General features: G+C 54.6%; 17 protein-coding genes. 8 read left to right on the plus strand and 9 right to left on the minus strand.

What is annotated here, in order from left to right; all coding sequences use genetic code 11:
- Positions 1-81: 81 nt before the first annotated feature.
- Complete coding sequence (locus tag ACKPCT_RS11415; protein WP_319569253.1) at positions 82-936, minus strand: N-acetylmuramoyl-L-alanine amidase; 855 nt, start codon at positions 934-936, stop codon at positions 82-84.
- 612 nt (positions 937-1,548) lie between these two features.
- Here ACKPCT_RS11415 and ileS point away from each other — a divergent pair.
- The 4 genes from ileS (at position 1,549) to ACKPCT_RS11435 (ending at position 7,719) form a co-directional block, all read left to right on the plus strand.
- Positions 1,549-4,467, plus strand: coding sequence for an isoleucine--tRNA ligase (ileS, locus tag ACKPCT_RS11420; protein WP_319569254.1), 2,919 nt, complete (start codon positions 1,549-1,551; stop codon positions 4,465-4,467).
- Between the two features lie 115 nt (positions 4,468-4,582).
- Complete coding sequence (lspA, locus tag ACKPCT_RS11425) at positions 4,583-5,119, plus strand: signal peptidase II (RefSeq protein WP_319569255.1); 537 nt, start codon at positions 4,583-4,585, stop codon at positions 5,117-5,119.
- A 191-nt stretch (positions 5,120-5,310) separates the two neighbouring features.
- Positions 5,311-6,099, plus strand: a complete 789-nt coding sequence (locus tag ACKPCT_RS11430) for a hypothetical protein (protein ID WP_319569256.1) — start codon at positions 5,311-5,313, stop codon at positions 6,097-6,099.
- 555 nt (positions 6,100-6,654) lie between these two features.
- The gene (locus ACKPCT_RS11435; protein ID WP_175527976.1) at positions 6,655-7,719 is read left to right on the plus strand and encodes a porin; all 1,065 of its coding nucleotides are present in this window, start codon (positions 6,655-6,657) and stop codon (positions 7,717-7,719) included.
- 197 nt (positions 7,720-7,916) lie between these two features.
- Here ACKPCT_RS11435 and ACKPCT_RS11440 read toward each other — a convergent pair whose 3' ends face one another.
- Positions 7,917-8,738: an SOS response-associated peptidase gene (locus tag ACKPCT_RS11440; RefSeq protein ID WP_319569257.1), complete on the minus strand. Its 822-nt coding sequence runs from the start codon at positions 8,736-8,738 to the stop codon at positions 7,917-7,919.
- A 305-nt stretch (positions 8,739-9,043) separates the two neighbouring features.
- Between ACKPCT_RS11440 and ACKPCT_RS11445 the strand changes: the two genes are divergently transcribed.
- Positions 9,044-9,553 (plus strand): hypothetical protein, encoded by a 510-nt coding sequence (locus ACKPCT_RS11445; RefSeq protein WP_090070758.1) that lies wholly within the window; start codon positions 9,044-9,046, stop codon positions 9,551-9,553.
- Between the two features lie 73 nt (positions 9,554-9,626).
- Here ACKPCT_RS11445 and ACKPCT_RS11450 read toward each other — a convergent pair whose 3' ends face one another.
- A complete protein-coding gene (locus ACKPCT_RS11450) occupies positions 9,627-10,325 on the minus strand; it encodes a glutathione S-transferase (protein ID WP_319569258.1) in 699 nt (232 codons plus the stop codon).
- A 275-nt stretch (positions 10,326-10,600) separates the two neighbouring features.
- On the opposite strand from ACKPCT_RS11450, the gene ACKPCT_RS11455 reads away from it, so the two are divergent.
- The 3 genes from ACKPCT_RS11455 to ACKPCT_RS11465 all read left to right on the plus strand — a co-directional run bounded on the left by ACKPCT_RS11455 (position 10,601) and on the right by ACKPCT_RS11465 (position 12,012).
- Complete coding sequence (locus ACKPCT_RS11455; protein ID WP_319569259.1) at positions 10,601-11,089, plus strand: class I SAM-dependent methyltransferase; 489 nt, start codon at positions 10,601-10,603, stop codon at positions 11,087-11,089.
- A 40-nt stretch (positions 11,090-11,129) separates the two neighbouring features.
- Positions 11,130-11,444: a hypothetical protein gene (locus ACKPCT_RS11460; protein WP_319569260.1), complete on the plus strand. Its 315-nt coding sequence runs from the start codon at positions 11,130-11,132 to the stop codon at positions 11,442-11,444.
- Between the two features lie 163 nt (positions 11,445-11,607).
- A complete protein-coding gene (locus tag ACKPCT_RS11465) occupies positions 11,608-12,012 on the plus strand; it encodes a GFA family protein (protein ID WP_244544630.1) in 405 nt (134 codons plus the stop codon).
- 75 nt (positions 12,013-12,087) lie between these two features.
- Here ACKPCT_RS11465 and ACKPCT_RS11470 read toward each other — a convergent pair whose 3' ends face one another.
- The 6 genes from ACKPCT_RS11470 to ACKPCT_RS11495 form a co-directional block, all read right to left on the minus strand.
- Positions 12,088-15,594, minus strand: coding sequence for a chromosome segregation SMC family protein (locus tag ACKPCT_RS11470; RefSeq protein ID WP_319569261.1), 3,507 nt, complete (start codon positions 15,592-15,594; stop codon positions 12,088-12,090).
- A gap of 150 nt (positions 15,595-15,744) precedes the next feature.
- A complete protein-coding gene (locus ACKPCT_RS11475; protein WP_090070766.1) occupies positions 15,745-16,401 on the minus strand; it encodes a DsbA family protein in 657 nt (218 codons plus the stop codon).
- Positions 16,402-16,592: 191 nt separating this feature from the next.
- On the minus strand, positions 16,593-17,219 hold the full coding sequence (locus ACKPCT_RS11480; protein WP_090070769.1) for a class I SAM-dependent methyltransferase: 627 nt from the start codon (positions 17,217-17,219) through the stop codon (positions 16,593-16,595).
- Between the two features lie 194 nt (positions 17,220-17,413).
- The gene (locus ACKPCT_RS11485) at positions 17,414-17,833 is read right to left on the minus strand and encodes an organic hydroperoxide resistance protein (RefSeq protein ID WP_090070771.1); all 420 of its coding nucleotides are present in this window, start codon (positions 17,831-17,833) and stop codon (positions 17,414-17,416) included.
- Between the two features lie 139 nt (positions 17,834-17,972).
- Entirely contained in the window at positions 17,973-18,410 is a 438-nt protein-coding gene (locus ACKPCT_RS11490; protein ID WP_090070772.1) for a MarR family winged helix-turn-helix transcriptional regulator, read from the minus strand.
- A gap of 91 nt (positions 18,411-18,501) precedes the next feature.
- Positions 18,502-19,050 carry a DUF721 domain-containing protein gene (locus ACKPCT_RS11495; RefSeq protein ID WP_090070774.1) on the minus strand — a complete coding sequence of 183 codons (549 nt, stop codon included), beginning with the start codon at positions 19,048-19,050 and terminating at the stop codon, positions 18,502-18,504.
- Positions 19,051-19,660 lie beyond the last annotated feature (610 nt).

The following is a 19,660-nucleotide window of genomic DNA, read 5'->3' on the forward strand; positions in this document are numbered from 1 at the left end:
TCTCCCAACATGACATTATAAAAGAGGCTCCATTTGGGGCCTCTTTTTTTGTTTGTGGTCATTTTATTGCAATCAGGCGCTCTAATCCAGATCGATCAGAGTGCCGTTAACCCAGCCTTGCTGATCGCCAGCGTCTACCAGATGCCACAGTTCGGCATGGCCCAGCGGCTTGTAATGGCCCGAGCGGATGATGGTCAGAGGCGTTCCTTTCTCAAGCACGCGAATGACATTGTCCGCATAGGAAGGCCAGCGACGCAGATTGGCGTCAGCAATCACGATTGGGCCACCTTGCTCGCCCTTGGCTCCGAGCAGCGCATTGCGCAAGGGCTCAAGTGGAAAGAGCGGGTTTGGATCGATCTTGCGCCCGGGCGCAATCTCCCAATGGCCCGCTATGAAGGAGAGCTGATATTTTTCAATGAGGCTCTGGGCGATCGCCGTCACCGTTCGGATCTGGGCGGCGGTATAATCCAGCCACCAGCCCTTGCCATGGGCGCGACTGGCAGCAAAGGCAAAGTGAAGCCCGTCGGTGCCATCACGATAATCGCCCTTGAACCACGGCTGAATGGAGCCATCACGCAGCTTGTTGCATCTGCCCAGATTGACCATCTCGATGCCGAAGGCAAAGGCGTTGACGCCTTCTTCGCCGCTATAGCAGCTCTTGCCTGCATGCCATGCACGACGATTGAAGGCCACTTGCTGGGTTACCGAGCCATCCCGCTCGATGGTGAGATGGGCAGATGCCTTTGCCTCGGGTTTGAGAAACCAGTTGACCGCATTGCCCTTTTCAAGCCGGCCGGCCGTGTCGTGCAGAATGATGCCGCGCGGCGCGAAATCACCCGACTGATTGGGCGAGCGCTCAAAGGGCACCGGCGCCTCATTGGCACAAAGCATATGGTTGCGGATTGTGTAGGCAGAGTGCGGAGAAATATCAAACATGGATGGTCCTTCCTTGTTGTTGATGCATCACCCTGCGGGCTTGGAGAGCACTGCCAGCAGGAAGCATGGCCACAGGGTCGCATGGCTTTCACGAAGGGGGGCCGGGGGGATTTGTCGAGCATCTCTGTGCCGCGTTACGATTGCGCAAGGGTGCAAAGGGCAGACGAGGGAGAGCCGTGCGCACGAAGCTGAATTTTTCGGGAAAGTAACGCTCTGGGGGGGCTTGTACTTGGCTCGGGCTTGAATTAATGTCGCGCGCGAGAAAAAGGCAACCGAGATGCTTATGAGACATGCCCTGCGCATGAAACCAGATATGAGATTTGCCACGCTACGGTATTTCGCACCACCCGCCCGAGGCTGTATTGGGCCGATAGCCAGTCGAATTACTGGCCCGGCCTTCGTGTGACTGGCGCAACTGACGCGCCCACGAGGGACCGGGACGACCACGAGGCCGGGCTGCCTTTCTGCTGCCTGATGCCTTTTCCCACGAATTCAATAGCTTGACCGATCCGGACCAAGCCGCAAACCATATGCCCAAGGCATATTCCTCCCCGCGGCTTTTGCTCTCAAAGAGCCTGTCACGATGGCCGAGCTTCACGGAAGTGATAGATAATGACTGAAGAACGCGATTATTCCGAAACGCTTTATTTGCCCAAGACCGACTTTCCCATGCGTGCGGGGCTGCCCAAGAATGAGCCAAAGATCCTGAAACGCTGGGAGGACATGAATCTCTACAAGGCCCTGCGTGAACGCTCTGCTGGCCGCGAGAAATATGTACTGCATGATGGCCCTCCCTATGCCAACGGCAACCTGCATATTGGTCATGCGCTCAACAAGATCCTCAAGGACCTCATCACCCGCTCGTTCCAGATGCGCGGCTATGATTCCAACTATGTTCCGGGCTGGGATTGCCACGGTCTGCCGATCGAGTGGAAGATCGAGGAAAAATATCGCAAGAAGGGCAAGAACAAGGATGCCGTGCCAGTCAAGGAATTCCGTCAGGAATGCCGCGAATTCGCACAGCACTGGATCGGCGTTCAGTCCGAAGAATTCAAGCGTCTTGGCGTGGTGGGTGATTTCGAGACCCCATATCGCACCATGACCTTCGATGCCGAAGCCCGCATCGCCAACGAATTGATGAAATTCGCCATGTCCGGCCAGCTCTTCCAGGGTTCCAAGCCGGTCATGTGGTCCATCGTCGAGAAAACCGCTCTGGCAGAGGCCGAAGTGGAATATCACGACCATACGTCCTACACCATCTGGGTGCGCTTCCCGATCACGGGTCTGCACGGCACTGTCGATCCGGACAAGATGGATGATCTGCTGGATGCGGATGTGGTCATCTGGACCACCACGCCATGGACTATCCCGGGCAACCGCGCCATCTGCTTTAACCCATCCATCAGCTACGGTCTTTATGAAATCACCGAAGCGGCTGATGACAATTGGGGCAAGGTTGGCGACAAGCTGATCATGGCCGACACGCTGGCAGCCGAAGTCTTCAAGGCCGCCCGTGTGGATGGCTACGAACGCAAGTTCGATGTCGATCCATCCCAGATTTCCGAATGCGCCCATCCGTTCGCCGAAGAAGAAGGCGCCGACGGCTATTATGATTTCGACGTTCCGATGCTGCCGGGTGACCATGTGACCGAAGAAGCCGGTACCGGCTTTGTGCATACGGCTCCAGGCCATGGCGCCGATGACTATGAGGTCTTTGTTGCCAATCGCGAACGCTTTGAAGAATGCGGCACGCCGGAAATCCCGCATACCGTGATGGAAGACGGCGCTTACTTCCCGCATGTCCCCCTTTTCCAGGGCCACTATATTCTCAACCGTAAGGGCGGCGAAGGCACCACCAACGGAGCCGTCATCGACAAGCTGGTTGAAGTGGGCTCCCTGCTCGCACGCGGCAAGATCAAGCATAGCTACCCGCACAGCTGGCGCTCCAAGGCGCCGCTTATCTTCCGCAACACGCCGCAATGGTTCATTGCCATGGATCGCAACATCGATGGCGAAGGCGATACTCTGCGCAAGCGTGCCCTTAATGCGATTGATGCCACCCGCTTTGTTCCGAAATCCGGCCAGACCCGTCTGCGCTCGATGATCGAAACCCGCCCGGACTGGGTTATCTCCCGTCAGCGCGCATGGGGTGTGCCGATCACCATCTTCATCAAGAAGGATGATCCGACGGTTGTTCTGCAGGATAGCTCTGTCAACAGCCGTATCTTTGATGCTTTCATGAAGGAAGGCGCAGATGCATGGTTCGCCGATGACGCCAAAGAGCGCTTCCTCGGGGCAGACTATGACGCTGAAGAATGGACGCAGGTGACTGACATTCTGGACGTTTGGTTTGACTCTGGCTCAACCCATGCTTTCTGTCTGGAACAGCGTGGCGACATGAAATGGCCTGCCGATCTGTATCTGGAAGGCTCCGACCAGCATCGCGGCTGGTTCCATTCCTCGCTGCTGGAAAGCTGCGGCACACGCGGTCGTGCGCCTTATGATGCGGTTCTCACCCATGGCTTCACCATGGATGAACAGGGCCGAAAGATGTCCAAATCCATCGGCAACACCATCGCGCCACAGGATATCATCAAGCAATATGGTGCTGATATCCTGCGTATGTGGGTGGCCAGTGCCGACTATTCGGACGATCAGCGCATCGGGCCGGAAATCCTCAAGACCATCGCCGATGCCTATCGCAAGATGCGCAACACCATCCGTTGGATGCTGGGCTCTCTGGCGCATTTCGATGGCACCGAGATTGCTCCTTCCGATATGCCTGAACTGGAGCGGCTGATGCTGCACCGGATCCATGAGCTGGATCATATGGTCAGAGGCGCCTATGACAGTTTCGACTTCAAGCGCATTATGCATGAACTCAACTATTTCATGGGTATCGAGCTTTCTGCCTTCTATTTCGATGTGCGCAAGGATGCTCTTTATTGTGATGCACCAAGCTCCATGCGCCGCAAGGCAGCGCTCTATGTCATCCATGAGCTGTTCATTCATCTGACGGCGTGGCTTGCTCCGATCCTTCCATTCACCATGGAAGAAACATGGCAGAGCCGCTATCCGAATGCAGATGATTCGGTACACTTCCGTCAGTTCCCGGACGTTCCGGGCGACTGGAAAGATGATGAGTTGGCTGCCAAGTGGGATAAAGTGAAAGCGCTGCGCCGCGTTGTCACCGGGGCACTTGAAGTCGAGCGTCGGGAAAAGCGCATCGGGTCTTCGTTGGAAGCTGCTCCGAAGGTCTATGTCTCCGATGAGGCCATTCTCAAAGCGATGGACGGTATCGATCTGGCCGAAATCTCCATCACCTCGCAGGCCGAGTTGATCAAGGGCGAAGCGCCTGAAGGGGCCTTCACCATTGAAGAGGTGGTTGGCGTGGGGGTTGTTCCGGCTCTGGCAGAAGGCAAGAAATGTCAGCGCAGCTGGAAGATCCTGCCCGAAGTTGGCACGGATCCGGTTTATCCAGACCTGTCGCTTCGCGATGCAGCAGCCATCCGCGAAATTGATGCCGCCTAACGGCCGCATTTAGAGCTATAGTGAAGCCGGGGTCTGGCGCTGTCCGAACCCCGGCTTTTCTTTACAGGCCCGAAAGCGGGCTGGATGTGAGTCCAATATGGTTTGGAGAACAGGCTTGTCTGCACGGTCTTTGGGATATCTCGTTGCCTTGACTGGCTTTGTCGTTGATCAGGCGTTCAAGCTCTGGATGCTTTTCGGCTTCCAGATTGATGCGGTCATGCGTTTCGAAGGGCCGGTCAGAATCACGCCATTTTTTGATTTGGTGCTAGTCTGGAACCGAGGCATCTCCTATGGCCTGTTTCAACAGGATGATGATCTGGGGCGCTATATGCTTATCGGCTTGGCGGCTGTCGCAGCCATCGCGCTGGGCATTTGGATCTGGAAAAGCCATGACAAGCTGACGACCCTTGCCCTCGGCCTTATCATGGGCGGCGCTCTTGGCAATGGCCTTGACCGCATTCTTCATGGCGCCGTGGTCGACCTGTTTCATTTTCACGTAGGAAGCTTCAGCTGGTATATTTTCAATCTGGCTGACGTCTGGATCGTTGTCGGAGCTGGGCTGCTTGTACTGGAGAGCCTTCTTGGTGGACGGAAAGCAGGAAAGCTGAAGAAAGCGCCCGATTCCAGCCGCAAAGATGCCGCAAATGAATGATTAGTGGCAAAAGCAGCAATATTTCCAGCAATCCGGGGCATTTGTCTTTGCCCAAAGACAAGCTTCTCTTGATCTACGGCCCCATTAGGAAGTATGTCTAAATCTAATTGGCACATTTTTAACGATGTGCCCGAGGTGGTTTGCGTAAGAGCATTCATGAGAATGCCCGAATATCAAAAGGCGAGATCGTCATGACAGTCAGCAGGTGCAAGGACTTTTTCCTTTCCGGTGCCGAAACTTTCAAAAGCCGTGCGGCTCAGCCTTCAGGCCTGATTGCCATGGTCATGCTGGGGACCCTCAGCATGGGGCTTTCAGCCTGTTCAGGGATTTCCTCTTCAACCTATGGCACCGGCGAAACCCACGAGCGGGAGTTGCTGGACGATGTCACAGGTTTGCTGGGCGCTCTGCCCAACGACAAGAAGCGCCAGACAATAGACTATTCTGCACGCGCCGGTCTCGTACTGCCACCCGATGGTGCACCTCTGCCAACGCCTGAAGACGGCAAACGCTTGCCAGCCTACGCACAAGCAGGCTGGCCACAGGATCCGGACAAACTGCGCGAGATCTATAATGAGCGCATGGAAAATATGACCGACGAAGAGCGCGCGCAATTGCTGGAAGCCATTCGTCGTCTGCCGCCGGAACAGCGTGATTCCATTATCAAGAACAACACCGCCTCTGCCAACTTTGCTCGACAGATCAAAGAACCTGATTATAGCAAAGGACCAGTCAGTCCTGCTGAGTTGAAAGAATATGATAGGCAGGTCAAGGAGCGTCTTGCCCTGATCCGAGCCCAGAAGCATGGAGAAAAAGGCAAACGAACCTATCTGACCCAGCCGCCAGAGCGCTTTACCGATGTAACCCCAGAGGTGGCATCGCAGATGGAACAGCTCAAGCAGCAGGAAAATTCAGGCAAAAAGAAACGCTTCTTCTCGCGTATCTGGCCATTCGGCAAGAAAGATTCAGATTCGGACTCGTAACGAACCTGTCTTCATCGCTCACTCTTAATTATAAAACGGCCGCCTCTGCACCAGCAGGAGCGGCCGTTTTTATTAGGGTTACAAATGGGCGGAATCATCGACTTCATCAATGCACCTCGCGTCTATTTGACAGAATCGATTCCCTATTGACCAGCTAAACAGCTTCGAATCCGGTTTTCTTAGTCCCTGCTTGATGCATTTTGTGCTCCGAACGCGTGGATTTTGAGTCCCCTGACGACAGATTCCGGATCGAACCACCCGGATAAAATTCCTATTTGCCATTTCATTGCCCACTACAAACGCTCAAAAAGCACGAGAATACACATAAATCCCGTTAAGAATTCAGTAACGAATTGGCAGAAATCCGGGGCATAGAGCGTATTTTGTGTTTTTTGTGCAACAGTCCTCGCAAAGTGATCTCAGCGAAGACGAGAGTCGATTGAACCCGCCGGAGAAACGAGTATTGTCAATCTTGTCGCAAGCAGTGAACTACAGTTCTGACTGGACTGGTCACTGCAAAAATATTTTTTTGTTATGACAATGAAGGTCAGAAACATGAACATCAAGAGCCTCATCCTTGGCTCCGCAGCTGCTTTGGTAGCTGGCGGTGCAGCACAGGCAGCAGACCTGCCAGTAGCAGAACCAGTAGATTACGTTAAAGTATGCGATGCATACGGCGCTGGTTACTTCTTCATCCCAGGTACCGATACCTGCCTGAAGATCTCTGGTAAAGTTGAATTCGGCATCCAGAACGGCTTCGTTGACTACCGTGGCGTACAGCGCAACACTGTAGACGAAGTTAGCTACTACACCGAAACCACCATCGCTTTCGATGCTAAAGAAGAAACCGAATTCGGTACTCTTGCTGCTCACATCGAATATGATGACAACGTAGGTGCTGGCGCAACTTCTGGTGCAAACGCTGCATTCGATAAAGCTTACCTGCAGCTCGGCGGCCTGTATGCTGGTCTGACCGACTCCATCGTCGACTTCAACGCTGGCCTGTACTATGATGACTTCGGCATCGGCCACGGTGACCTGCAGACCATTGGTTATGTTGCTTCCCTGGGTAACGGCGTATCCGCTACCATCGCTCTGGAAGAATACAACGGCACCGGCATTGCTGGCCTCGCTGGCATGACCGCTCCTTCCCTCGCTGCTCGCTTGGCTGTTAAGCAGGGCTGGGGTTCTGCAAACGTAGCTGGTGCTGTATACCAGTCTCGTTACTGGAACGGCGCTTTCTCTGCTGACGTTGGCTACATCATCGGTGGTGAAGCTTCCTTCAACCTGATGGAAGGCCTGACCTTCGGTATCGCTGGTGGCTATGAAGATGGCTACACCAACGACGGCCTGGGCAACACCTGGAGCAAATGGGCTGTTAACGGTGGCTTCGAATACGCCTTCGCTGACAACCTGGTATTCGGTGTTGACGCTGGTTACGTTGATTTCGACGAAGCAGCTTACAAAACCTGGGGTACTTCCGCTCAGATCACCTACACCCCAGTTGCTAATCTCGAAATTGGCGCTCGTGTAGGTTACGAAAAAACTGACTTCGACGCAGCAGCTGCAACTGACTGGGACGACGTAGCAGGCAAACTGTACCTGAAACGTTCTTTCTAATCTAAGCTTAGCTTAGACTTGAAGTCCACGAATTCTGGGCCCGAGAGAGATTTCTCTCGGGCCCTTTGTCATTTGAGGAGTAACGGATGTTTTGGCTGTTGGAAACAGCCTGCCTTCATCGTAGCTCCCGATCATAGCGCAGTCGAGAAACGGGCCGAGCCCGTCTTGTTATCAATGCCAGTCCCGACTTCTATCTGTCAAAATAGATCCAACTGCGCATCTTCTTCAGGCTGTCCTTTTGGATTTTTCTGCCCCTCCTCCGCCTTGGAAGCCTTTGCTTTGCTCACTTTGATGCTATCGTGTGCCGAGATCACCTGCTCGGCGTTTCCCTCAGGGGTCTTTAACGGTTCCACCAAGGATGCATCATCAATGTTTGGATTATTGACGCGATTGGAAACAGGGTAAGCCATCAGATCGTCTGGTGGAGCACTCCTAAGTAACGGGCGCGCTTCATTAAAACGACCGGAACGGGTGTTCAACCACGTATCATGGTCATCAGGTGGAATGATGAGGGGCAACCTCTCGGAAATCGTGCGAAAAGGCTGCTTTGCTGGCGCAGTCAACAACGCGAGCCCATCAAACTCCTCGCCATTGGGACCCATCCATGTTTCCCAGATACCAGCAAGCGCAAACAGGCCCTCATTGTCACGCCGGAAGAAATGCGGTATCCCCTCGCCGCTCTCCTTTTGCCGTTGCCATTCATAAAAGCCGGTCACAGGCACAAGACATCTGCGGTATCGAATTGCGTTTTTGAAGGAAGGCTTCTTCTCGACAGTTTCCATGCGAGCGGTGCTGATTTGCGTGAAATCACGCGGATCTTTTACCCAATCGGGCACAAAAGTCCATTTCATCAGCCGAGCGGTGCGTTTGCCATATTCATGGGTGATTGTCAGAACCGGAGTGCTCGGTGCGACGTTATGTCTAGGCGGCATTTTGTGCAAACCGGGCAAAAGCTCCGCTACACCGAAAAATTTAATCAATTCAATCTCTTCTGCCACAAGATGCAGTCTACCGGTCATGATTGTCCAATTCGATTTCTTCTAAAGGGTTTGCTAAATCTTTATCCTGTTTCATCTTTTTCACCGACCTCAGGCCACGTCAAGTATTTGGAAACTATAGCACCTTATGGTTAAGTTGGACCGTCTTTGAGAACCGCTTACTGCATGTATGCGGCAACATTGAGCGGGGATTGAATGTCTTGCACACTGCCGTGACACTTGCGGTAATTGGCATGAAGATATCACTCCCCAGTTGCCCATAAAGCTGTTTTCGCAGACTGGTCGCGTCGCCTGAATGCCAATGAAGTTGCGTTGAGAGTCACCCGATGTCAGAAATGTCTACCCTTCCTGATGCGAATTTGTTGCTGGACGCCAACATCAATCCATCGACATTGCTTGCTACTGACTATCTCAACCATTTCAATGAAGTGCTGATGCTGATCGAGATGCTGTCAGCCATGCCCGAATGCGCCGAGGATATCGTTGCCTGGCGCCCCATGGGCTATGCGGACTATTTCCAGCAATCAACCTTCAAAGAAAAACAACTCGCCATTTCCCTTTACGATTCAGTGCCGCCGGCAGTCCGTGACCAACTCGAGTCGCTGGTGCATGAGATCGATGTCAAGATTGAAGGGCTGATCGAACGCATCGTGGATCTGAATGGCGATCTCTCAAACGAGTTTCTCGATAGTGTCGCCTTCATGGCTTCCACTGAAGTGCGGCCTCTCATTGATCGCGTCAGTGCATTGATCAACGATACAGCCAATGCAACCGACTGGATGCTGGCCATCGATCACCCGACCGCGCAGGACGAGGTCGACCGTCTGTTCGACTAGCCCGATACGGGCCAATCCCTGTGTAGGCGTGTTTGACCGCCTTTCGCACTCCGGCATACCAAAGGTCAGAGCATCAGGCTTCGTCTTCTTCAACGACCCAAGGCTCATTCAGGGCCTCTTCTTCCCATTCCTTCCAGGCAGGCAGGGTTTTGATGGCGAAGCGATAGGCATGGAACACCTCGCTGTCGGTGAGTTCATATTTTTCAAAACGATTGATCACCGGGGCAAACATGGCATCCACCGCGCCAAAGGAACCGAACAGGAAGGGACCGCCAGAGGCATCAAGGCATTCACGCCAGATCTGTTCGATCCGTTCTACATTCTTGACCACGGCGGCGGCACTGTAAGGATCCAGGTCGAGCCGTTTGATCTCTCGCCTGATATTCATCGGGCATGAGCCTCTCAGCCCGAAAAATCCGCCATGCATTTCTGCGGCAAAGGCCCGTGCCTTGGCGCGCTCCATGACATCGACAGGCCAGAGCCCTGCTTCGGGGAATAGATCTGCAATCACCTCGAGAATAGCCAGGCTTTCGCAAATGATTACAGGCTCCTTGCCCTCTTCTTCGATTTTCAGAACCGGCACTTTCTTGGTCGGTGAATATTCGATGAAATGGGCGTGGCCGGTGGCCTCATCAAATTGCAGCAGATGCTCGGTGAAGACGATATTTTTGGTCTTCATGGCAATCCAGGGACGCAAAGACCAGGATGAGTAATTCTTGTTGGCGATATACAGCGTCAATTTGAGATGATCAGCGGAAATTTGGTCGGTCATCGGCGCACCTTCCCTATAACAATCGGTTTCCTAAAGACTAGGCACAAATCCTTGCGCTGAAAAGTGTACATTCGCATTCCTTGTGCCTTGCTTGCGCCCTGTGAAAGAGTTATCCATAAAGCGCTTTCTTTTATTCAGCATGACATGTCTGCGCCTTTAACAAGAGCGCGGCCTTCCACCCAAAAGTCCCGCCATATGGCCGGATGGGTTTTTGTATCCCAATTCTACCTGCTTTTGCGCGCCAACAGCTTGGCGCCTAGTATGGATACCCTGTCATGTATGACCTTCTTTGCACTATGGCCGAACGTCCGGCCCCCTTTTGCCAATATACCGCTCCAGACCTCTGGACCCGCCCCCATATAGCGGCCAGCATGCTCGCCTTTCACATCGATGGCAGCAATGATCTGGCCTCCCGCAAGCAAGAGAGCATCGTCTCGATTGTCGACTGGATTGCCGAACGCTTTGCCGTTGATGGCAAGCGGGTCTGCGATCTTGGCTGCGGTCCGGGGCTTTATGCCAATCGGCTGGCCCAAAAAGGGGCGCAAGTCACCGGCGTGGACATTTCCACATCATCGCTTGCCTATGCACGCGGCCATGCCCCGTCAGCCGCGCCGACTGGTGCACCAAGCTACCGTCTAGCCAATTATCTGGAAGATCCCCTGCCGCAAGAGCAGGATCTGGTCCTGTTGATCTATGCTGACTATTGTGCGCTCTCCCCCAGTCAACGCCGCACGCTGCTGGCCCGCATGCGAAGCACAGCTTAATCCCGGCGGGGCCATCATCTTTGATGTCTTCTCTGACCACATGTTCCAGAAGCTTGAACAGAGCACGGTTTTGGAAGCAGACCTCATGGGGGGCTTCTGGGCACCCTCTCCCTATGTTGGCCTCAAGAAAAGCTGGCTCTGGCCCGAGACGACGACTGGGCTTGATCATTATCTGATCGCATGCCCTGACGAGACATTCGAGATCTATAACTGGATGCAATATTTCTCGCCCCATAGCCTCAAAGACGAGCTGCAACAGTGCGGCTTTGAAGCTCCGACCATGATCGAACTTCAGACGGGGTCAGCTCTGGGGGCAGACTATGGCGATGCCTTTGGAGCGATTGTTACAGTTTAGCTGACATTTCTGCCGTTCGGGCACGCTTGCGCTATGCGCTGTAGCCTGAGCGGTGCATCAATTTCCCTTATGGATGAATTTGCACGATATGTTGGACCCTTGCAGCCCAATGGCGCTATAGTCGCGGCGCAAGAATAGCATGCAGAAAAGCAGGAGACATATCATGGATGAAATGCTGACAGGTCGGTGCCTTTGTGGTGCCGTTGAATTCGAGTTTCCCGGTCATGCCAATCCCATGGTGATGTGTCACTGCAAGCAATGCCGCCAATGGGGCGGCCATGCCTGGCCCAGCATCACGATCCAGTTCAGCAATCTGGTGATCAAAAAGGGGCAGGAGGCTCTGGCTTGGTATCAGTCGTCCGAATTTGCGCGCCGTGGCTTCTGCTCCAAATGCGGCTCGTCGCTCTTCTGGCATGCGGATCGGCATCCTGAATGGCGAGATGAAATTGCTGTCTCTGTGGGCTGCATCGATGATGTCCATGGCCGGCGCCTGACCAAGCATATTTTCGCTGCGCACAAAGGTGATTATTACGACATCACCGACAATCTGCCACAAGAAGACGACTAGCGCAGATTTTAATGCAGAATGAAAGGGGCGCGCGTTCTATCGCCGCCCCCTCAACATGGCTAGTGCAAGTCACGTTTACGGCTGCGGGTAGCCCGGCGGCACGGTAGCTATGGCCGCGCGGTTTTCATCTTCTGCGATCAACTCTTCCGCCGCTTCCAGATTGACAGAAACAAGCTGCGAGACGCCACGCTCGGCCATGGTCACGCCGAACAGTCGATCCATCCGGGACATGGTGATCGGGTTATGCGTGATGGTGACAAAGCGGGTTTCCGTAAGCGTCCGCATTTCTTCCAGCAGGGCGCAGAAGCGCTCCACATTGGCGTCATCTAGCGGAGCGTCAACCTCATCGAGCACGCAGATCGGCGCCGGGTTGGTCAGAAAAACCGCAAAGATCAGCGCCATGGCCGTCAGCGCCTGTTCTCCGCCTGAAAGCAGCGTCATGGTCTGGGGTTTCTTACCCGGTGGACGGGCGATGATATCAAGGCCAGCCTGAAGCGGGTCATCGGCATCGGTCAATGTGAGTTCTGCCTCACCGCCGCCGAACAGTTTGGCGAACAGGGATTTGAAATGACTGTTGACCACGTCAAAGGAAGAAAGCAGACGGGCGCGGGCTTCCTTGTTGAGGTTGAAGATGCCCGTGCGCAGCTTCTTGATGGCTTCAATCAGATCGTCCCGCTCGGTTTCCATGGTGACGAGCTGTTCGGAAATCTCCCCCGCCTCTTCGTCGGCGCGCAAGTTGACGCCACCGAGCCGCTCACGTTCATTCTTTAGGCGCTCCAGCCGCCCTTCCACCGATGCCATGGCGGGGAGCGGCGCGTCTTTCTTGAGGCCAGACAAGCCAAAGGTGGCGGCGGGGGCACAATCCATGGCATCGTCTATCTGGCGGGTCAGTTCGTCCTTGCGGGCCTTGATGCCATTGATGCGTTCATCAGCACGGCTGCGTTCTTCGCGAGTCGAGCTGAGTGCTTCCATGGCGCTCTTGGCAGCCACACCAGCTTCCAGAGCGGTGCGCTCTGCCTCGGCGAGCTTGTCTCCCGCTTCCTTCTGCGCCTCCTCGGCTTTGGCGATTTCAGACAAGAGGGTGCGGCGCCTGATGGCGATCTCGTCCGGAGTGTCTGTGAGCTGCTCCCTCTCCTTCTCGGTCTCGGTCAAACGGGCATCGAGTGTGGCGATCTGAGCATCGGCATTTTCTGCGCGGGACACCCAACTTGAGCGCTCGCGCTCGATTGCGGCCAGCCGCTTAGCCCGCATGATGGCATCGCGCACAAGACTATCAGCCTTGGCCCGTGCCTCAGTCAGCAGGCTGCGTTTTTCACTCTGGATCAGCCGTGCATTGTCCCGCTCACGCTGGAGATGATCGATGGCAGGCAAATCCTTCTGCTGCTTCTCGGCATCTTCGAAGGCGCTCCTTGCCTCGCCCTCTTCCTCAGTCAACCGGCCGATGGTGGCTTCCAGCGTCGCCTTGCGCGCCAATATCTGGTTGGCGTCGCGCTCGGCTTTGGCCAGATTGTCACGCAGGGACGAAAGGCGTTTCTGGGCATCTCGCCAGCGATTGCGCTTGGTTTGTTCTTCCCGCGCCATATCCGAGGCGATGGTGCGCTGTTCCTCAAAGGCATTACGTGCATCGTTGAGGCGTTCCTCAGCTTCGTCCAGACGGCCTTCCAATTCTTCAAGGCGATTGCGCTGTTCAAGGCGCTGGGCCGCTGGTGTGGGCGCTCCGGCGCGGATCACCAGACCATCCCAACGCCACAAATCGCCTTCGCGGCTGACCAGTCGTTGGCCCGGCTTCAGGTGTTTCTGCAAGTCAGCACCAAGGCTGGCATCGACGATGCCGATCTGATCAAGGCGGCGGGTCAGGCGTTCGGGGCTGGACACATAGGCGCTCAGGCAAGGCAGATCATGCGGCATGGCCGGATCTTCAGCATCGCCCCCCATCTCACCCCAATGACGCGGCGCGGCTGCATCAAGCGGTGCATCAAGATCTTCGCCGAGCGCGGAGGCGAGTGCCACCTCGTAGCCAGCATCCACCTTGAGACTATCAAGCACTGGCGGATAGCGTTTGTCCTGCCCGCCCTCGACGATCTTGGCCAGCGTACGGGCTTCGGTGTCGAGCCGGTTAAAGGCGCTTTCGGCTTCAGCACGCGCCCGACGGGCCGTGGTTTCAGCCTCGCGCGCGTCAGCCACGGCGCTGGTGGCAGCTTCCGTCTCCTCCTCGAGGATCGCCAAAACCTCGGAAGCGCTTTCCACCTGCTCGCGCAAGTCATCCAGCCCGGTATCCTTGTCCAATTGTTCGTTGACGCGATCCAGATCGCGCTCACTCTGGGCCTTCTGGCTGGACAGGCGCGCCAGACGCCCTCTTGCGGCTTCCGTTGCCTGCTGCAATTGCCGCGCAGAACCTTCAGCTTCGGCCAGACGGGAGGTCCAGTCGCTGGCAACACTCTCCGCCTTGGCCAGATCCTCTTCGGCCTTTTTGAGCGCTTCATCTGCAGCTTCTTGTGTCTTGGCTGCGCCCTCATCCTCGGCGGTCAGCTCTGCCCGCTCGTCATCAAGGGTCTTGAGCAGATCCGCATTCTCGTCAAGCATTTGCTTTTCGCGCAGTTTATCGGCCTTGAGCTGCTCGATGCGACGGGCGAGATCGGCGAGTTTTTCTTCAACACGCTTTTCCTCGTTGTCGAGTTCGCGGGCCGCCAATGTCAGGCGCTGCAAAGAGGCGGCTTTGGCTGCGGATTCATCGCGCAAAGCTGGTAGGGCATGATTGACCACGGCTTCTTCGCGAGCGGCTGCAGACTGAGCCGTGGTCGCCTCGGCGACCTTCAGGTCGGCCAGACGCAGGGCTTCCTTTGCTTTTTCCTCTTCGGCCAATATTTCCTGCCAGCGCAGATGATAGAGCGTTGCTTCTGTTGCGCGGATGTCGGAGGAAAGATTGCGATAACGGCTGGCTTGACGGGCCTGACGCTTGAGTCCCTCAAGCTGGGTCGATATTTGCGCCATGATGTCCTCAAGGCGCTCCAGATTGGCTTCAGCGGCCTTCAGACGCAATTCCGCCTCATGACGGCGACTATGCAGCCCGGAGATGCCTGCGGCTTCTTCCAAGAGGCCACGGCGCTGTGTCGGCTTCTGGCTGATGATCTCGCCAATGCGCCCCTGCCCCACCATCGACGGTGAGCGGGAGCCTGTGGAGGCATCGGCAAACAGCAGCTGGATATCGCGCGCGCGCGCATCCTTGCCATTGATGCGATAATTGGAGCCATTCTCGCGCTCGATGCGGCGGGAAATTTCCAGCTCGTCGCTATCGTTGAAACCGGCAGGTGCGGTGCGGTCGCTGTTGTCGAGATGAACGGTCACCTCAGCGGTGTTGCGGGCAGGTCGGTTGGTGGAGCCAGCAAAGATAACGTCATCCATGCCGGAGGCGCGCATATTCTTGTAGCTGTTCTCGCCCATGACCCAGCGCAGGGATTCCACCAGATTGGACTTGCCGCAACCATTGGGCCCGACGACGCCAGTGAGCCCCGTCTCGATAATAAAATCCATCGGCTCCACGAAGGATTTGAAGCCCAATAGGCGCAGCTTAGTGAATTTCATCGCCGAGCCCCCTGAAGGACGGCGAAGGGGAACGACAGACTATTCAACGCAAAAGGGCGCAGCCCTTGCCCCAGCATACTCAGTATGAAAGGGGAAAAGGCAGGCGCCCTTAAAGGGTCGGCGGGGGATTCCCCGCCAACGGATATCAAATTACAGCAATGGCTCCAAAATCTTGTCGAATTCGTCACTCGACAGGGCTCCGATATGCTTTTCACCATTCACAAAGAAGGTTGGCGTTGAATTGATTCCGAATTCTTTCTGTCCACGTTCACGTACTGCTTCGATGTCGTCCAGCAATTTATCGTCAGAAACGGCTTTCTCGAAGCTTTCCTGTGAAAAACCGGCCAATTTGGCAAAACGCTGAAGGTTGCCTACAGGATCATCGGTGAAGGCCCAGTTGCGCTGCTGGCTGAGCAAAAGATCGATCATGGCCGTTGCCTTGCCACCGGGCGTCCGTCGGGCCAGCATAGCGCCTGCGGTTGCCAGCGGATCAAGCGGGAATTCACGCAGAATGAAGCGCATCTTGCCGGTGTCGATATATTTTTCCTTGAGATATTTGTAGGTCGTGCCATGGAAATGAGCGCAATGGCTACAGGTCATTGAAAAATATTCAATAATAGTAATGGGTGCATCTTCCTGCCCTACAGCAATGTCTTCCAGATCGCCGGTTTTCTTGAGCATTTCCTCAAGAGGGTAGGTTTCAGCGGCTGCGGGTGCGGCCATTGCAAGGGGAAGTCCTGCCAGGGCAACGAAGCCTGCGGTTGCTTTTGCGCCGGTTATCAGAAATTTTCTACGGTTCAAAGCCATGATTTATTTCCTTAAGGGTTGCGTTTTGGTCGTTGGGGACATTTGCCAGCATCATAGCGAGAATGCCCCGGCAGTCCTGTTACAGAGATACCCTATCCAATCACATTTTGGCGATGAGAGGGCAAGGCGCGACAAAATGCCGTTCGTTACAAATTTGTAATTTTCAACATTTCGAAAATTGCCAATAAATTCTATAGTTTACGCGCTACAACGAAGCGCGTTTCCGCAGCCTTTGGGAAGGTACAAGACTCCAGAATCTCGAAGCCCTGATCCACCATTACAGCTTCAAGGCGTGCAGCTGAAATATAGCTCACATGGGGAGCCTTGCCCAGCCATTGCATGATCGTGATCGGAATACGCAGCAGGCTATACCGCCCGGCAAGGCACCCTGTTTTGGAGATAAGCACACCTCCGGGCTTCAACAGCTGGTTCATATGCTTAATGCCAGCGGGTATATCTTCCAACAGATGCATGAAATTGAAGGCCCAGATGCAGTCATAGGGGGCATTGGCGGCCAGTGCTTCGTCATACATGTCCGCATGCACGAACTCGACATTCTCCACCTTTTGCTCTTTGGCCTTTTCCCTGCCGATTTCCACCAGACGGGACGACAGATCGCTGGCCCAGATATGGCCGACATGTCTGGACAGGAGCAAGGCGGTCGAGCCAGATCCACAGCCCAGTTCCAGAACAGTGTCATCGGAATGGAGGTAAAGGCGCGTGCGCTCAAGCGTCTTTGAATAGGCATCCATATTCTTGATGGGCTTGGCGGCGTAATCGCTGGCCATCTTGTCCCAGAACTGCTCCGACGTCGGCATTGTTGGCTTCCCCTTGTTGTTGGGCCTCGCTTCTTTGGCGTGATGATTTCAATTGCTGCCCTCAATAGAATAGATGGTACTACTTAGAGGGAAAGTAAACAGCCTGCATTACAAGAAAAGGTGCGCCTTGTGTGGCGCACCTCTTGTCTGGTCAATATTATTGGTCTTTTTGCATTTCAGGCAGGCTGAGCTTGCTATTTGGCCGCAACGCTTACTTCGATATTGTTACGGGTAGCGTTGGAATATGGGCAGACCTGATGGGCCTTCTCTACCAGCTTGGTGGCCGTTTCCGCGTCAACACCCTTGAGATCTGCAACCAGATCCACTTTCAGCGAGAATCCTTCGCCGTTGTCGTTGTTACCGATACCGACCTCGGCAGTAATGGTCGGATCTGTCAGTGTCACCTTCTCCTGTGAGGCAATCAGCTTTACGGCGCTGAGAAAACAGGCTGCATAACCCGCTGCAAACATCTGCTCAGGGTTGGTGCCGTTGCCACCAGCGCCGCCAAGCTCTTTTGGTGTGACAAGGGTGACGTTGAGCAGGCCATCTTCAGATTTGGCGGAGCCTTCACGGCCTCCGGTGGCTGTTGCGCTTGTGCTGTAAAGAACTTTCATAGCTGTTTCCTCTCCTATGGTTTGTGTCGCAATTCATCGGTCAGATGCACTCAATTTAGTTATTGCGATAATTATTTTCAAGTAGCACATAGGTCTAAGCCAGACGGTATCGGGCTTTTTCTAAAGATTGGGGGACGAGCTAGTTTTGGGCTTTCAGCAGATTCTTGCGCAAGACTTCCAGCTTTGCTTTCAGCTCCACAAGCTCCGGAATCGGCATACCGCAGGCTTCGGCCACACAGGGGCCAACCTTGGCAGCCTCTGTGCGCAGCTCCTTGCCCTTCTCCGTCAGGCGGATGTTGAGGGCACGCTCATCCTTTTCATCGCGGACGCGTTCGACCAGTCCATCCTGTTCAAGGCGCTTGAGTACAGGGGTCAAGGCGCCCGACTTCTGGCCAAGCTTTGTGCCGATATCCTTCAGGCTCACGCCGTCATGTTCCCACAGGATCAACATGATCAGATATTGCGGATAGGTCAGCCCAAGTGGCTCCAGCAAAGGCTTGTAAAGCTGGGTCATGGCCAGAGAGGCCGAATAGAGCGAGAAGCAGAGTTGCCTGTCGAGAGGCATGATATCGGTCATGATGTATTCCTGAATTGGTTATCGCGCAAGGTAATCGCTCCAAAACAGAAACACAAGGTCGTCTTAAGTGGGTCTCGGGCTTCTGGCGTGCCTAGTTGCGCGCCAGCACTGCGTGGCCGAGACGACGCAAAGCTTCTGCCATCTTGTCGTCCTTAACCCCTTCGATCTGATGTTCGAGCGCATCGGCTTCCGTAAGGGTCAAAGGGCGGAGCGGGTCCGGGCGCTTTGGAGTTTTGGCATTGACAGGGCGCTGCAATATCTGGATTCGATCAATCGCCGGATAGCCGAAATAGGCGTTGACGCGCTGGATTATGGTTGCCTGCTCATGCTGAAGAAAAACCGACTGGGCTCCTTCGCAATGCAGAACCAGTGTACCGGGTTTGAAGCCTTGCGCCTCATCGCGACGCGGCCAGCGAATGCGTTCGGGCTCGGTGCATTCGGCAAATTGTGGTCCGACGATTTCGCCCCAGAAGCGCAGAATATCAGAGGAGGCAAAGCCCTGTTTGCGGCAAAGCGGCGTCAGGGTCGACCCTATCACGTCGCGCAGTTGCACCGCTCCCTTTTTGCGGAAGCCTGTCTGGGCAGTCTTTTTCAGCCGTGTATCAACGGCACTGCTTTTGCTGTCTTGTTTCTTCTTCATGCCAACAGCCGATCCTGTTTATCCGACTGATCAACCAACGGCACCCGATACCGGCATTCCTGCCAAACAAAAAGGGTGCTGCTTATTATTTAAGCTGATTTGCAGAGTTAATCCAGATTAACTACGCAAGATTAATGAGATAGAGTAAAGATTGCGGCAAATTTGCGATTCTTTTCATGCAGTTGGCCGCTTTCCATAAAGAAAAATCAGTAGAGCTTCAACTTGTGCATGATTTCCCATAGTAATCCCCAAGAAGGGCGGGAAAAGGCTGATTGCGCCCCCTTTCAGCTCCAAAGCACGAGACAGGCCTCGAAGAACTTCCGTTAACCTTTTGTTATCTATAAATTTTCGACTCCGGTTTGGGCATTGGATCAATTTGCGCAAAAATGCACAAGTTGACGCTTTTGCTTAACCGCTGGTTTACCATGATGGCTCAGGATAGCCATGTCGGAAGTGTGATCGCGTTTTGATCATTCAAGATATTTCCAATCTGGTCGCTGCCTTACAGGTTGTCAGATCGGGTGTCACTCCGGCAGTTTGCAGCATGGCCGCCGATGTCAAAATCGCGGGATTTGCTCTTGGGTGTAATTCAGTTGAGTAGAGTATGCGT

The organism is Cohaesibacter marisflavi (genome assembly GCF_963665895.2).
Lineage (GTDB): Bacteria > Pseudomonadota > Alphaproteobacteria > Rhizobiales > Cohaesibacteraceae > Cohaesibacter > Cohaesibacter marisflavi.

What these genes read in the sequence shown, in the direction of transcription:
- ACKPCT_RS11415 (WP_319569253.1), bottom strand. Translation starts at nt 936, where the DNA reads ATGTTTGATATTTCTCCGCACTCTGCCTACACAATCCGCAACCATATG.
- ileS (WP_319569254.1), top strand. Translation starts at nt 1,549, where the DNA reads ATGACTGAAGAACGCGATTATTCCGAAACGCTTTATTTGCCCAAGACC.
- ACKPCT_RS11430 (WP_319569256.1), top strand. Translation starts at nt 5,311, where the DNA reads ATGACAGTCAGCAGGTGCAAGGACTTTTTCCTTTCCGGTGCCGAAACT.
- ACKPCT_RS11435 (WP_175527976.1), top strand. Translation starts at nt 6,655, where the DNA reads ATGAACATCAAGAGCCTCATCCTTGGCTCCGCAGCTGCTTTGGTAGCT.
- ACKPCT_RS11440 (WP_319569257.1), bottom strand. Translation starts at nt 8,738, where the DNA reads ATGACCGGTAGACTGCATCTTGTGGCAGAAGAGATTGAATTGATTAAA.
- ACKPCT_RS11445 (WP_090070758.1), top strand. Translation starts at nt 9,044, where the DNA reads ATGTCAGAAATGTCTACCCTTCCTGATGCGAATTTGTTGCTGGACGCC.
- ACKPCT_RS11450 (WP_319569258.1), bottom strand. Translation starts at nt 10,325, where the DNA reads ATGACCGACCAAATTTCCGCTGATCATCTCAAATTGACGCTGTATATC.
- ACKPCT_RS11455 (WP_319569259.1), top strand. Translation starts at nt 10,601, where the DNA reads ATGTATGACCTTCTTTGCACTATGGCCGAACGTCCGGCCCCCTTTTGC.
- ACKPCT_RS11460 (WP_319569260.1), top strand. Translation starts at nt 11,130, where the DNA reads ATGTTCCAGAAGCTTGAACAGAGCACGGTTTTGGAAGCAGACCTCATG.
- ACKPCT_RS11465 (WP_244544630.1), top strand. Translation starts at nt 11,608, where the DNA reads ATGGATGAAATGCTGACAGGTCGGTGCCTTTGTGGTGCCGTTGAATTC.
- ACKPCT_RS11470 (WP_319569261.1), bottom strand. Translation starts at nt 15,594, where the DNA reads ATGAAATTCACTAAGCTGCGCCTATTGGGCTTCAAATCCTTCGTGGAG.
- ACKPCT_RS11475 (WP_090070766.1), bottom strand. Translation starts at nt 16,401, where the DNA reads ATGGCTTTGAACCGTAGAAAATTTCTGATAACCGGCGCAAAAGCAACC.
- ACKPCT_RS11480 (WP_090070769.1), bottom strand. Translation starts at nt 17,219, where the DNA reads ATGCCGACGTCGGAGCAGTTCTGGGACAAGATGGCCAGCGATTACGCC.
- ACKPCT_RS11485 (WP_090070771.1), bottom strand. Translation starts at nt 17,833, where the DNA reads ATGAAAGTTCTTTACAGCACAAGCGCAACAGCCACCGGAGGCCGTGAA.
- ACKPCT_RS11490 (WP_090070772.1), bottom strand. Translation starts at nt 18,410, where the DNA reads ATGACCGATATCATGCCTCTCGACAGGCAACTCTGCTTCTCGCTCTAT.
- ACKPCT_RS11495 (WP_090070774.1), bottom strand. Translation starts at nt 19,050, where the DNA reads ATGAAGAAGAAACAAGACAGCAAAAGCAGTGCCGTTGATACACGGCTG.